This window comes from Nocardia sputi (genome assembly GCF_023501985.1).
This window is the reverse complement of record NZ_JAMFLC010000009.1, coordinates 143,848-157,197: the sequence shown is the minus strand read 5'-3', so window position 1 is coordinate 157,197 and position 13,350 is coordinate 143,848. Positions and strand designations below refer to the sequence as shown.

At 68.1% G+C, this 13,350-nt stretch carries 12 protein-coding genes; 6 read left to right on the top strand and 6 right to left on the bottom strand.

Features of this window, described 5'->3' with window-relative positions; genetic code table 11:
• Window positions 1-313: 313 nt before the first annotated feature.
• From M8859_RS14835 to M8859_RS14815, 5 genes are all read right to left on the bottom strand, one after another.
• Window positions 314-2,092 carry an AfsR/SARP family transcriptional regulator gene (locus M8859_RS14835; protein ID WP_249644382.1) on the bottom strand — a complete coding sequence of 593 codons (1,779 nt, stop codon included), beginning with the start codon at window positions 2,090-2,092 and terminating at the stop codon, window positions 314-316.
• An 8-nt stretch (window positions 2,093-2,100) separates the two neighbouring features.
• Window positions 2,101-2,844, bottom strand: coding sequence for a DUF8176 domain-containing protein (locus M8859_RS14830; protein WP_249644381.1), 744 nt, complete (start codon window positions 2,842-2,844; stop codon window positions 2,101-2,103).
• An 88-nt stretch (window positions 2,845-2,932) separates the two neighbouring features.
• Window positions 2,933-4,081, bottom strand: coding sequence for a lipase family protein (locus M8859_RS14825; protein ID WP_249644380.1), 1,149 nt, complete (start codon window positions 4,079-4,081; stop codon window positions 2,933-2,935).
• A complete protein-coding gene (locus M8859_RS14820) occupies window positions 4,078-5,316 on the bottom strand; it encodes a cutinase family protein (protein ID WP_249644379.1) in 1,239 nt (412 codons plus the stop codon). Before M8859_RS14820 ends, M8859_RS14825 begins: the two co-directional genes overlap by 4 nt.
• Entirely contained in the window at window positions 5,313-6,089 is a 777-nt protein-coding gene (locus tag M8859_RS14815; RefSeq protein WP_249644378.1) for a hypothetical protein, read from the bottom strand. Before M8859_RS14815 ends, M8859_RS14820 begins: the two co-directional genes overlap by 4 nt.
• 742 nt (window positions 6,090-6,831) lie before the next feature.
• Here M8859_RS14815 and M8859_RS14810 point away from each other — a divergent pair.
• Window positions 6,832-7,647, top strand: a complete 816-nt coding sequence (locus M8859_RS14810) for an MmyB family transcriptional regulator (RefSeq protein WP_249644377.1) — start codon at window positions 6,832-6,834, stop codon at window positions 7,645-7,647.
• Between the two features lie 929 nt (window positions 7,648-8,576).
• On the opposite strand, the gene M8859_RS14805 is transcribed toward M8859_RS14810, so the two are convergent.
• Window positions 8,577-9,683, bottom strand: coding sequence for an NsdA family TPR-like regulatory protein (locus M8859_RS14805; RefSeq protein ID WP_249644376.1), 1,107 nt, complete (start codon window positions 9,681-9,683; stop codon window positions 8,577-8,579).
• 150 nt (window positions 9,684-9,833) lie between these two features.
• On the opposite strand from M8859_RS14805, the gene M8859_RS14800 reads away from it, so the two are divergent.
• The 5 genes from M8859_RS14800 to M8859_RS14780 are packed head-to-tail and all read left to right on the top strand — an operon-like array spanning window position 9,834 to window position 13,335.
• Entirely contained in the window at window positions 9,834-10,700 is an 867-nt protein-coding gene (locus M8859_RS14800) for an aspartyl/asparaginyl beta-hydroxylase domain-containing protein (protein ID WP_249644375.1), read from the top strand.
• Entirely contained in the window at window positions 10,697-11,563 is an 867-nt protein-coding gene (locus M8859_RS14795) for a nucleotidyltransferase domain-containing protein (protein ID WP_249644374.1), read from the top strand. Before M8859_RS14800 ends, M8859_RS14795 begins: the two co-directional genes overlap by 4 nt.
• Window positions 11,563-12,132, top strand: a complete 570-nt coding sequence (locus M8859_RS14790) for an LOG family protein (RefSeq protein ID WP_249644373.1) — start codon at window positions 11,563-11,565, stop codon at window positions 12,130-12,132. The genes M8859_RS14795 and M8859_RS14790 overlap by 1 nt, the downstream gene beginning before the upstream one ends.
• Window positions 12,129-12,686: an orotate phosphoribosyltransferase gene (pyrE, locus tag M8859_RS14785; protein ID WP_249644372.1), complete on the top strand. Its 558-nt coding sequence runs from the start codon at window positions 12,129-12,131 to the stop codon at window positions 12,684-12,686. The genes M8859_RS14790 and pyrE overlap by 4 nt, the downstream gene beginning before the upstream one ends.
• Window positions 12,673-13,335 (top strand): HAD family hydrolase, encoded by a 663-nt coding sequence (locus tag M8859_RS14780; protein WP_249644371.1) that lies wholly within the window; start codon window positions 12,673-12,675, stop codon window positions 13,333-13,335. Before pyrE ends, M8859_RS14780 begins: the two co-directional genes overlap by 14 nt.
• Window positions 13,336-13,350 lie beyond the last annotated feature (15 nt).

The following is a 13,350-nucleotide window of genomic DNA, read 5'->3' as shown; positions in this document are numbered from 1 at the left end:
GCCCGTCTACCTGCGTATACGACGCCCGTCGGTGGGGACATTTGACCGCCCCACGTATTGCTCCACGTATTTCCCCATGCATTTCTCCACGCATCGACCGCATCGAACTCGCAAGGAATTCTCGGGATCGAATTACCGAAGATTTCGAAGCGATCCAACTCGATAGATTTCAGAGAACACCGCCCGGCGAACCAAATATCAGAGCGCCGACTACAGGCGAATGACCGCAGCAGAATCCGCTATTCCCGGTAATAGACTACCGGTTGCTTCCGCATTCCAGGCGCGTACGTGTAGTTGATTCCCGCCCGACCGTTCAGGGTTCGGGTTGAAGCGGATTGCGGTCTTCTCCTCGGCGGAGGTGTTCGAGGAGTTCTCGGGTTTCTCGGCTCGGGGTTTCGCCGATCTCGCCGAGTTTGCGGGTCATGAGTGTGTAGGTGCGGGCGAGAGCGGCGTATTCGCCCAGGCGTGCGTGCTGGCGCAGGATGTCGCGCCAGACGGTTTCGTTGTAGGGGTCGGTTTCGGCTGTCATCTCGAGCAGCCCGAGGGTTGTGCGGGGGTCGTGGTCGGCGTCGTGGGTGGCCAGCCAGTCCAGCGCGTTGTGGGCATCGCGGCGGGCGGATTCGCGCAGTGGTTCGATCCAGGAGCCGGTGGTGTCGGTGGCCAGGTCGGTGGTGGCGATGCGGGTGATGGCCCGGCACGCGGCACTGCGGTCGGTGTCGTTGCTGGCGCGGCGGCGGGCGGCGACAGCGGCGAGGAAGTCCCAGTAGTCGACACTCGCCGCGGTGGCCGACAGTCGGCAGTGGGGCCGGTCATCGATCAGTATCCCGGTGATCTGCCCGCCGGTGGCGGTCGTTATCGAGGCACGCAGCCGTGAGAGGGCGTTGCTGAATGCGGCCGAACGCTCCGGTGATTGTCCGCCCCAGATCAGCTCGATCAGCCGAGATCGGCTCAACCCTTCCGGATGAAGTGCCAGCAGGGCGACTATCTCGCGGCTGCGCGGCTGGAAGTAGCTTGTGATGTCGACCTGCTCGCCGGACTCGGGTGCACGCCAGAAGATCCTCGTCACCCCGAATACGAACACCGAGAGGGCGGGCGAGACGAACTCCGGCGGCGCGCTGGCCGGACTGGACTCCGGCGCCGCGGCGAGGTCGTCTACGCCCGGCTGGCCAGCGTCCTCGGCCTCACTGGCGCGGACAGGCACCGGAGCCGGTGGCCGCGCGCTGGGCGCTTCGGGTTCCACGGGCTCCGGCGCGGGTGGCGGTGGCGGCGGCAGGTCGATCCGGTAGACCGTCGGCGCGGTGTCGTCACGACGGCTCGGGTGGTCCTGGCGGCCAGCGCGGGGCGCGAGCGGCGGCGCGGACCGGGCCCGGCGGCTGGCCGCACGCAGCTGCAGTTCCACGGCAGTGGTGATGAGCCGGGCTGTCGGGATCAGATGCCGCCGCGCGCGACGGCCCGCCAGGAGCGCCTCGGCACCGGTGCGCGACGCGGGCAGGGTTCCCAGTACCGGGAACCCGATCGCGGCGGCGTAGGCGCGGCTGGCACCGATGAGCACGATGCCCCGGGGGCGTCGGCGGCGCGTGAGATCAAGGATGCGCTGTGCGGCGGGCTCGGGGTCAGTGTGCTCGGCGCGCACCACGAACAGGCAGGCGTCGGCAGCGGCGATGACCGGATGCGGCGGCCAGTCCGGCTCGGGCACACCGCAATCGGCGAATACGGTCGACCCGAAGGCCCGCCAGTTGGCGTGGGGATCGGTGAGCAGTTCAACGGCCGCGACGGCGCGGGCAGAGCCGTGGTCCGGTGGCGCGGCCAGGAAAGCTTCCCCGCCGGGCAGGCGCTGCACATGCTGCGCCAGGAGATCCGGGGCGACGGGCTGGCCGGGGGTGGTTCTGCGGGCCAGGCTCGCCAGTCCGAGATGCGGGTCCGCACCGACGATTTCGGCGAGCTGGCCGCCTGCGGGGTCGGCTTCCACGATGAGGGCGGTTTCGGGGCCTGGCCAGGCGTGGGCGAGGGCGACGGTGGTCGTGGTGGTTCCGGCGCGGGGGCTCAGTCCGGCGACAGCGATCAGCAGAGGCGCGTGCGAGCCTGTTCTCATCCCTATCCCTATCCCTGTTTCTGGACGTTGGAGATCAGCAGCGCGGTGCCGGTGTCGGCAGGGCGGGTGTTGATCAGCTGGAGGTAGTCGATGCGTTCGCGGTCCGGGCGTAGCTCGGCGATGTGAACGTTCGCGGTGCTCGGGGTGATCGGGGTGATCGCCACGCAGTGTCGGGTACCTGGCGGGATGGTGGCGATGCCCGCGGCGAGGCCCTCAAAGGTGATCCCGCTCTCCGGCGCGAGCAACGCCGTCGCCTTGGCGGCGTCGCGGTCGATGTAGTAGGCGGCCTCGAATGAGGCGATCAGCCCTTCCAGAGTGGCGGGGTCACCGGCGCGGTCGGTGACGACCGTGCCCGAGAGTCCGGCGCATGGGCCCTGCGGCGTGGTAGTCGGGCTCGGCGGCGCGGCGGTGGCCTGCACCTGCTGGCCGGTATCGCCGGTGTCGTCGGTGAAGACCACCAGGACACCGGCCAGGATGGCGATAGTGGCCCCCAGCGCGGCCCAGGCCCCGACCGGCAGCCGGTACCGGATGCTGACCCACCATCGGGAAAGCGTGTCGCGGACGGGCGTGGCGGGAGGCTCGGGGAGCGGGGCGAGCCAGTCGTCTTCGGGTAAGGGCGACTGGTCGGGCTCGTCGACGGCGGGGCCGGTGCCGTGACCGGGGACGAGATGAAGGTCCGGTCGGGACTGAGGCAAGTCGACCCATGCTTCGGCGTCGTCGTCATCGGATGGAGGGTCGGGGTACCTCGCCATTCATCTCGCCTCGGATCGGATCGGGTTCTCCGGGCCTGCCCGCACCCCGGGAGGGGGTTACGGGGTGCGGACAGGTTCCCCGGAGGGGTCAGTGGCGGCTCGGGTGCTCGGCCTCACCCGAACCTGATGCCGGAGCCGGTTCGGTGGTGGCCTGGTGTGGGGGCCGGCCGGTGATGTCCTCGGCGAGGCCGGCGAGGACATCCCTGGTCGCGATGGCCGCAGTGGCGTGGTGTCCGGCGTTGTACTCGCGCCAGCTGACCTGGGTGCCGCGTTGCCGGTAGGCGATGAGGGTGCGCCGCCCGGCGTTAGTGGGCACGATCTCATCACTGCTGCCGTGGTAGAGGTGCAGCGGCATCGTGGGCCTGGTGTGGGCGAGGGTCTCCAACGCCAGCACACGCCGCCACCAGTGGTCGTTCCACGGGTCGGGGCGTCGGCACCAGTGCGCCACCGGTTGCGGGAACCGTTGCAGCAGTTCGCTACTGGTGAGGTGCTGTGCCTCGTCGACGGCTCGCACCCCGTCCTCGGTCAGGACGTGGCGTAGCGGGAGCTGGTCGTAGGCGCGTGCGAGCCCGATCAGCGCCGCGAGCCCGAGTCCCGCGCCCATGCCTCGGCTGAACGCGGGTGCCAGGGCCGCGAGGTCGGAGGCGACGGCTCCGGCGGCGGCACCGCGCAGGTCCACCTCGGGTGCGTACCACGGCTGCAGCTCCCCGGCGGCGGCGACCGCACGCCCGCCGTCGGCGTATCCCCAGGCCACCACCGGCGCGACCGGGACACCGAGGTTCGCGCCCCGATAAACCGCACGGGCGAGATCGAGCACCACCCGCGCACCGGCGCGTGCGGCGAGGAATGTGTGTGGTCCGCCGCCGGTGAGGCCGAGCCCTTGACCGTCGGGTATCGCCACCACCCACCCCCGAGCCAAGGCTGCCTCGATCCCGGCGGTGTCGGGCTCGGCGCCGATCGCCAGCAGTTGCGAGGGCGCGCACACCCCGCCCAGGCCGCGAAAACCCGGGCAGTACACCAGGATCGCGGTATTACCGGGGGCGGCGACCGTCTCGGGGACCAGCACGATCCCCGAAGCCGGGATGAGTTCGGAGCGGGAATTGGCGGAGACGTAGACGACCTGCCACGCCCCGGCCGCTGCGGTCAGTTGCGACACGAACACCGGCCGGGTGCGCACCAGGTCCCCGGGACGGTGGCCCTCAAGGGTAGGTGGCTGGTAGAACTCGCTGCTGGTCACTGATGGCTCCCGGCGAGGTCGTGGGCCAGCGCGATCAGCCACGCGATGCCGCTGGCGAGTTGCCCTGCGGCGGCGTAGCCAGTGTGGCGGCCGTGGATGTCGGCGTAGCGCAGCCACACGCCCGGGTTCGTCAGATCAGCGTTGTCGGCCACCAGCTGCCCCCACGCACCCGAGAGTTGCCCGGCCAGCTTCGGCAACTGCCCAACCGGGTCGGAGGCCACGACCCCGGTGATCTGCCCCCACCGGGCCGTCGCGGCAGCCGTCTCGCCCGGACCGGGTCGTGGTGTGCGGGGGTCGGAGGCGTCGGTGAGCCGCTGCGCCAGACTCGCCGCGGGCACGTAATCGACGATCCCGGGGCCGAGCCGGAAGTCGTTGTTCACCACGGTGGTCCAGGCGTCACCGAGCACACCCGACAGCAGCGCCTGGATCGAGCCGAGCGCGGCCACCGGATCACGCAAATCCGCCTGGGCGGCGACCTGCGCGGCCACCCGCACCAAGGCGGCGCGATCAGGTGCCGCGCAACTCAAATCGCCCTCGACACAGACATCGGCCACCCGCCCGGTCAACGCCCCGTACTCCACACCCTCGCCCGTGGCGATCCCGCCGCCGGAGGCGGGCGCGGTCGTGATCGCCACCCCCGACACCGCCGCCCCAGAAGTACCGGGAGCGGGGTCGGGGGTCAGTTGGCCGGGGCGGCCGGGGAACACCGGCGAGCCGGGGGCTCGATCGGGATCGGAGTACAAGGCGATACCCGCCACCCGCTCGGCCGCGATGGGCCCCTCGCCAGCGCCGACGACGCGCGCGAATTCCGACACCACCTGCGCGCCTTGGGAATACCCGACCACCGCCAGCGCGGTGCCGGGGCAATCGGCGGCGATCCGCTGCGCGGTGGCCTCAAGTGCGGTGACACCGTTGCGGACCGAGTCCGCGTAGGAGTCGGGGCCGCCACCGGTGCCTACCGCGCCTCCGAAGGCGGCGGGATAGGCGATGTAAGTGCGCTGCACCAGATCCGGGACAGCGGCCACCACCGGGGCGAGCAGCGCGCCGAGCATGCCGGTGTCGGCGGTCGGGGACGCGTCTGGGGAGGACTCGCCAGTGCCCTGTACCCCGAGCACCCACAGCACGGGGCAGCCCGGCCCTGCGGCGGGCGGTTGCGCCGACCCCGAGCCCGGCGTGCACAACGTACTCGTGCAGGCCGCCAGCACGGTGGCGGTGAGGATACGCAGACCAGTCACGGCTGGCCCACCCCCACACCGGCACCGAACCCCGCGCCCACCGTGCCACCGGCGACCGCGCCGACCACGGCGGCGGGAACCCCCGCAACGACCGCACCCACGACCGCACCCAACGCCGCACCCAACGCGGTACCGGCCACACCGGAGGTGATCGTGCCGATGACCGGCACCGCCACCACCGTGCCCAGAGCAGCACCGGCGATTCCGCCGACTGTGCCCCCGACGAGACCGCCCACGACCGCGCCGAGGGTCGCGGCGGGTGCTCCGGCAACAACCGCGCCACCCGCACCGCCGAGGGCGGCCCCGCCGAAGGTGGCACCGCTGACCCGATCGGAGCGTCCGGCGGGGATGCCGACCGAATCCAGCGCGGTCGCGACCTGTGCCTCAGCGCCTGCTGCGGCGTCGTTGATGGCGTCGGCGCACTCTGGGGGTAGCCAGTCCGGGCGCGGCGCTTCCCACTGCCCGATGCGAATCGTGTTCTCCGGCGGCTCGATCGGCGCTACCGGTGCCACCGGTTCGGGCAAATGCAGATCCTCGATCGCGATCGGCTCCACAGGTAGGTCTACCGACGGTGCCGGACGTAACCCGGATCCGTTACGGATCTCGGGGGGCTGGGAGTAGTACACCGGCGGGGGCAGTGCGGGTTCCGGCGGCGGAGCTGGGGTGGAAGTGCCGGGCTGCGCGGGGCTGGTGACACCGGGCTGATCAGCGATCACCGCAGGAGCACCGGTCGCGCTCGCGGTTGCCGCCGACAGCAAGAGCACGATAGGCACCGCACCGGCGACAACCGTCCTGCCGCCGCGAGACAGATTGGTGTGCACCCGGTTTCGGCGCACATCGCCGATCACACGGCACTGGACCAGACGTGAACGGGGCGATTTCCGTAATTTGGACATGCCGAATAAACCCTTCATCGGTCAGGGCGATAAACGAGAAAGAATGGTGAATACGCGGGGGCGAGTGCGCGTTCTCGCGGCCTCCCAGAAACGAAACCGCTTCTGGGAGACCGCTTCTCAGGTGTTCACATCACAGGAAGGCGAAGACAAGCGACAGCACCTGCGTTGCCACGGTCAGACCGTTGGACAACACGATCAGCCCGTCGTTCAGGATCTGGAGGGGATCCACGGTGTTTCCTTTCAATCGGTTTGGACTTGCCGTTCTATCCAAACCGTGAAACCTCGTGGAATGCCAGGGTTTACGCTCACCTATTTTCCGGTCATGCTCAGAACGTCAAATTGCTATTCTGGGCTTGTCCAGCACGTTTGCCGAGGACTTGTCGCTGGGAACGTCAAAGAAAGTTTTTTCCAGATCTTGTGCGCAGCAGGCTGATTCGCAGCAGAGCGCGATCCCGGAAGGCTCGTCGGTGAGCTACCTCATTGCGATCTCTCGGCACAAAGATCTTGTCGCGTCAGAGATCGTCTGGTAGGAACAAGACCATCATCTCGGGGGCAACCAATCACCATAACCTTGCTAGATCTGTAGCGGAAGACTCTAGAAAGATGGGGGGCTCTGCACATGAGCCAGAATCCTGCACACCGTGCACACAACCACACACGACGCAGGTCACTGCCGCACATCCCGACCCTGGGCAGCACCTGCTTCCACATCCGCAACGAGTTGGGGCTCTCGCGCGCGGTTGCCCAGCAACGTCACGGGATCAGTACCAGCTACCTGGCCGACATCGAAACCGACCGCACCACCCCAAAACCCGAAACACTCGAAAAGCTCATCGCCGGATACGACCTCGACGCCATGCGCACACGACACCTGCGTGAGCTACGCGCCCCCGCCGAGCACCTACCCACCGCGGACAGCCTTCGCCGGTGTGTGCACGACAACCTCGGCCTCATGACTTACCTGCGCGACCTCGAGAAACGTGATCTTTTCGCAGCGTATGTCGACCCGACGTGGAACCTCCTGGCCTCGACCGACGGATTCCGATCACTACTCACTGGTATCGGTGAAAACGGGAACGTGCGGGCATGGATGTTCAGCCCACACGCCCGCGTAGTCCTGCCCGACTGGGCCTACGAGGCCAGCCGCACTGTCGCTGTCGTGAGGGGTGTGTTGGGGCTCTACCGCGACTCCGAACAAGCCCGCGACCTGATGCGGCAACTTCGCCCCAACCGGGACTTCCAGCGCCTCTGGAATTCCAGCACCCAGGTCGCCTACGGCCGCCACGTCAACGACCTGCTACACCGACGCGACCACTACACCAACGAACTGGCGTCCTACCGCATCAGCATCGCCGACCTCACCCAAAACCAACACGTCCAACTCGTCACCGCCATCCGCCAGCCCTACTCCGGACCCGACCCCACCGACCACTGAAACAATCTTCGACACGCCGGTGAGACACGCCAAGACCGTGGTGCCGCACCGCCGTGAAGATCACCCCGCCATGAAGCATTCGCCCTACCCAGGACGACACGAAACCATCGGCAGTGCAAGCAAAGCCTAGCGAGGCCAGCAAACCCAGCAGCGTCAGCAATCACACACTCGATAGCAACAATCTATCGCCCTGGATGAGGGTCGCCGAAACTGAATAATGCTGGTTAGCTGGCAGACAACTACCAATTGAAAGCGGAACTGTCCCAGGCCGGTGGACTCCTGACCTGTGAGGATTTCGTCCTCACGACGGCATGATGTATCCCCCTTGCCCTGGATGGCGTAGAACAACAAGATGCGTTAAGGCACTGACAGATTCGCGACTCCCACGACACACGACCGAGGACCGGTCGGGCCATTGGGTGCGGTCGAGGCGGCAGTCGAGGGTCACGCGAAAGACGCCGGAGGTCTCGGCAATCCCGGCGAGGGAGTAGCGGCGTTCGCCGTGTTCATCGGTCTCGTCATACGCCCGGCCGCCCCGCGACCACTACACGAGCCAACGGTCATCTCGCTCGCTCGAGCGATCCATCCCCGGTGCCGGATTGGCTTCACTGGTGCGCGAGTCGCTGGCTCGCGGCACCGCGCGGTACCGCCGCCGCGCGGGCACGGGCCGATTCGAGTCCTGCCAGGGCGCCTTCGCTAAGGTCGGCGGTCATCTCGCCCGATCGATCCAGGGGTGCGGTCCTCGCGGGCGCGAAGGTGGGCGGACAGGCACATGACGCTCGCTGCTGATGGCGATGATGCCGCAGACGCAACCGGCCAGCTGCCTGCAATTCTGGTGGGACAGTCGGGACAGCACGGCGTGCCCACAGGGCCGCACTTTTACTCCCGGCTGTGCCTGGCCGGATTCGAGACAGCGCGTGGGAATCCAGTCAGGCACCGGTGGCGGCGAGATACTCGTCGAGTTCTCGTACTACCGGCGCGTCTGGTGCAGCCCTTTTGAGGGCGAGCCGGGTTGTCTGGACCTCGGTCGCGAGGCGGGGTGATCCGTAGGCCGTGGCGACGGTGCTGGTGGCGCGGGTGATGCGTGCGGACTCCTCGATCTCCCCGGCCTGGGACAGTGCAGCGGCGAGCCCGATATCGGCGAATCCTCGCGAGAGGGCGTAGGCCGGGTCGATGAGGTCGACACAGTGGCGCGCCGCGATGACCGCTGGCTGTCGATCGCCCAATTTGACCAGGCATTCCGACCGGAAGCCGTGATGTATCGCCGGATCGAACACATAGGCCGGCAGAGTCGCCTCTGCGCTGTCGATGAGGTCGTTGGCTTCATCCAGCGCGCTGCGGCATTGGCGGGCGTCGCCTCGTTCGGCGTGGGCCTCAGCAGCCATGTCCAGGGCGTAGGCGGTCAGCAGTCGGTCTCGGGATTGCGTGGCCCACCAGTGGGCGGCGGCGGCGTGGTCGACTCCGAGCCCGGGGTGTCCCTCACGGGTCGCGGCGAGGGAGGCGTTGCACAGGACGAGAGCGGTCAGCGCCGGGTCGGCGGCGGCGTCGGCCGCTGTCCGCGCGACCTCGTAGTGGGCGGCGGCTGCGCGCGTGTCGCCGGAGTCGTATGCCTGCCAGCCGATCACCCGCGCCAGCGAGGCGCGGACGGCGTAGAGGCGGGGTTTGAGTTTGGAGGGACAGTCCGGGAGCAGGGTTTCGACAAGTTCGGCCTGTCCGCGCCGGATCGCGGCCACAGCGCGAGGGCCGAAGGACTCGTACTGCTGGGCGGTGACCTCGCAGACGGCTTCGAGTTGTTCGATGGCGGCCTGGTCGACCTTGCCGCCGAGGGCGTATCCGAGGCGGCTTCGTGATGCTTCATCGAGTCCAGCCAGCACGGCAGCGGCGGGCAACGTCCCGGCCGCGCCGAGGAAGGCCAGCAGTTCACGTCGGTTCATATCGATCCACGCCTTCAGGTCGAGGGGAAGCTGGTGCAGGTCGACCGCCGCCGAGAAGGCGGGATCCACCGCGAACTGATAGCCGTACACGCAATGGTGCACCCGGGCGCCTCACCGAGGGTAGCGAATACGGCGAGTGTCCCGACGTCCTCATGCAGGGGTTTCCGAATAACCGCCCGTGATTTGTCGGGCCGCTGTGTTGTACTGCACGAGAAGGGATCTCATCGTCTGTCGGGAAGTAGGTGGGCGGCAATGGTAGCGAAATCCGCGTCTGGTCTTGACGAACTCGTCGGGCAGATCGCGTGTCTGGATCGAGTCGAGGCGGCCACGTTGGATCGAATACGTCACGAGGCGTTGACAGTTCCCGACGATCGAGCGTGGGTGGCCGAGTACGGCGAATTCCAGTCCGGAGGCTGGTCGACGCTGTCGCTGATCAACGCATCGGGCGATCCCCGCGATGTGCGGATCACCGATTGCTCTCCGCACGCGACGACACTGCTCGAGCAGATGCCGGTCACGCGAGATTTCCTGTTCTCGCTGGGATTTCGCTTCATGTGGGCGCGCCTCGCGCGACTGAGCGCGCACTCGTTTCTGTGGGAGCACCGCGACTATCAGGAACTCGACGGCTCGGCGCGGGTCCGGTTGCATGTCCCGCTGGTCACCAACACTTCGGCTGTCCTGGTCACCGCTGGCGCGCGAGTCCAACTACGCGCCGGGCGGATCTGGCTGTTGAGACCGACCCGCGCTCACGGCGCGGGCAATCTGCTCGGCCCCGACCGATACCACCTGCTGCTGGACTGCTACCTCGATGACCGACTCGCCGAGGCGGTCGATAATGCGTGGCTGGAGACCGGTGACGCCGAACCGATGCCCCCGGCCACCCCCGAGGAACTCACGCGGCGGTTCGAGCAGGCGCTATCGCTGGCCGAGTTGGGCTATCCGTCCACGGCCGAGAAGCACCTGCTGCGACTGTTCTACGAGCGCGCCCTCCCGGAAGGGCAGGTCTACGACCTGATCGCGGACCTCTACGCCCGGCTGGGCGACACCGAGGCCGCGCAGCAGTGGCGAACCAACAAGCGCACGATGCTCGGTGAGGTCGCGCCGGGGGTGCTCGCGTGAAAACTCCCGGCCTGCGTAACCTGCTGGAAACAAACCGCCCTGATCAGTTCGCGCTGCTCGAGGCCGCGACCGAACTATTCACGCGCAGCGACGCGGTCACCGATCTGCTGGTGCGCGGCTCGCTGGCACGCGGCACCGCGGACCGCCTCTCGGATGTGGACTTCGTGGTGGCCGTCGAGGACGCGAGGTTCCCGCAGTTCGTCTCAGCGCTGGACCCGCTGATCGGGACCGAACTCGGCGGCATCCTGCCCGGATGGCGCGACACGATCGTGGGCGACATGGGCGGGCTCGGATATGTGTTCCTGCTCGTGTGGGCCGATCACCTCCAGCAGCTGGACCTCTACGCCGTTCCGGCGAGCCGCCTGGCACGAGTACGCGAACAGTCGCTATGCCAGACGATCTTCACCCGCGACCCCGAGGCCACCCATACCGTCGACGCCGAGACGACGCGGTTCGTCACACAGGTCGCGCGTCAACCCCCCGACTGTGAGAACCTGCTGATCGAAGCCCTGGTGATCGGGTATCTGATCCGCAAGCGAGTCACCCGCGGACAGGACTTCGTCGCCTATTCCGAGAGGTTCCTGTTCAACACAGCGGTCAAGAACCTGATCAAAACCGCTCTCGCTCCGTCCTCGTCCTACTACGGCTGGTACCAGCTGCACGAGGAGATCGGCAGAACTCCGCTCGGGCGCGACTGCCTCGACCATCTGACCGCGTTGGTGACCGCGCCACCGATCCCCACCTTGGCCTCGGTCACCGAGGGCTTGAATCGAGTGATCGCCGTCGCGGAGAGAGCGATCCCGGAGATCCTGCACACCCACCGTGACGCGATCGACGCCTACCGCCGCTACATGGAGCTGTGATGAACCAAACCAATACAACTGCCACGTTTTTCGGTGGCGTGGTGCCGGGCTCGGACGCCGAACTCGAACTCGCCTACGGCATCGGCAACGGCCTGGGCGCGGCGGGATTCGTGCTCCAACACGGCGGCTACAACGGGCTGATGGAGGAAGCTGCTCGCGGAGCCGCAGACCAGGGCGGACAGGTGGTCGCCGTCTCCCTGGACGGAACGGAGTGGGGCGAGTTCAACCCCTATATCTCCTCCTCTGTGCATCTGCCGACGATGGGTGAACGGCTGCACCGGTTCCTCGACGGCGCTGATGTGGTGATCGCGATGGGCGGTGGGGTCGGGACGCTGCACGAACTCACCGCCGCACTGTGGTACGCGGGCAACATCCGCCCGGTACCGGTGTGGCTGTGCGGGCCGACCGCGCTGCGGCTGGCCGCGTTCCTGCGGGCGGAGCGGTGGCTGTTCGAGTCACCGACACGGCCCTTATCGTTCCTGTCCGAGATCGCCGATCTGGAGGCATTCACCCGCGCGTTGTCCGCGCTCGACGCGGCTCCGTCTGCGGTCTCGGCAGGTGACCGATGACGGTCTCGGCGGAGTTGGCGGCTCGGATCCTTGAGTCCGCGCTGCGCAAGGGCGGTTTCGTGCTCGCCTCCGGTGAGGTCCTCGACGAGTACTTCGATCAATACGCTCTCGCAGCGGCGCCTGAACTGCTGGCCGAGGTCGCTGCGGCGATGGCGGTTCTGATTCCGGCTGATGTCAATGTGGTCGCCGGGGTCGCGCTGGGCGGTGTGCCGCTGGCGGTGGCTGTGTCGGCCGTGACGGGCATCCCGGCCGCGTTCGTGCGTCCCGAACCGAAAGCGCACGGCCTACGACGTCAGGTCGAGGGAGAGATCGCGGTCGGTGCCCACGTGGTGGTGATCGATGACGTCGTGCGCACCGGAGGGCAGGTCCACCGCGCAGTGGAAGCGCTGCGCGGCATCGGCGCGCACGTGTCGACGGTGGTGTGCGTCCTGGACCGTCGTCTCGGGGGCGGTGAGTTCCTGCGCGCCAACGGAATCGAGCTGCATGGCCTGCTGGACCCGGACGAGCTGGTATGTGTGCCCCGGCGCGGGGCGGTGTCGGATGCGCTCGGGTGAGCGCCGGTACGCGGCCCTGTTCGACCTCGACGGCGTGATCATCGACGGCCGCGTGGCGGCGCTGGCGGCGCTGCGTACCCTGGCCCAGACGTGGTCGATGAGCACGGTGGAGGAGACCGTGCTGGGCCAGTGCGCCGCGATGCCCCCGGTGCAGGCCCTGGAGATGTTGGGAGTGCCTGATCCTCGCGAGGTGTATTACGGGCACTTCGACGCGGCGCTCTCGGCCGCGGTGAGCGAAGGCGTGCTCGTGTTCGAGGCCGTCGTCGCGGCGATGTCGGCATTGGCCGCCCACGGTGCCGGTATCGGGATCGTCACCGCCCAGGCACGCAGCCGGATCGAGTTCTGGATCCCCCCGGCCGTCGCCGACCTCACCGACGTCCTCGTGGCCTACGAGGACGCGGTCCCCAAGCCGGCGCCCGATGGAGTACTCGCGGCGTGTGCTCGGCTCGCAGTACCGCCGGATCGGGCGTTCTTCCTCGGCGACTCCCCGACCGATATCGCGGCCGGACGCGCGGCGGGGGTGTTCACCGTCGGCGCGGGATGGGGCTTCACTGGACCGGATGCGTTGCAGGAGGCGGGCGCGGATCTGGTCCTTACCAGTCCGGACGAGGTCGGCCCCGAGCTGCTGTCGCATCTCGGGGCCGACTGAACTGGCTGCGGTGGT

Bases quoted from the DNA above. Each gene is read 5' to 3' on its own strand.
- M8859_RS14790 (WP_249644373.1), top strand. From the start codon at position 11,563: ATGAACCAAACCAATACAACTGCCACGTTTTTCGGTGGCGTGGTGCCG.
- M8859_RS14800 (WP_249644375.1), top strand. From the start codon at position 9,834: ATGGTAGCGAAATCCGCGTCTGGTCTTGACGAACTCGTCGGGCAGATC.
- M8859_RS14830 (WP_249644381.1), bottom strand. From the start codon at position 2,844: ATGGCGAGGTACCCCGACCCTCCATCCGATGACGACGACGCCGAAGCA.
- pyrE (WP_249644372.1), top strand. From the start codon at position 12,129: ATGACGGTCTCGGCGGAGTTGGCGGCTCGGATCCTTGAGTCCGCGCTG.
- M8859_RS14780 (WP_249644371.1), top strand. From the start codon at position 12,673: ATGCGCTCGGGTGAGCGCCGGTACGCGGCCCTGTTCGACCTCGACGGC.
- M8859_RS14810 (WP_249644377.1), top strand. From the start codon at position 6,832: ATGAGCCAGAATCCTGCACACCGTGCACACAACCACACACGACGCAGG.
- M8859_RS14835 (WP_249644382.1), bottom strand. From the start codon at position 2,092: ATGAGAACAGGCTCGCACGCGCCTCTGCTGATCGCTGTCGCCGGACTG.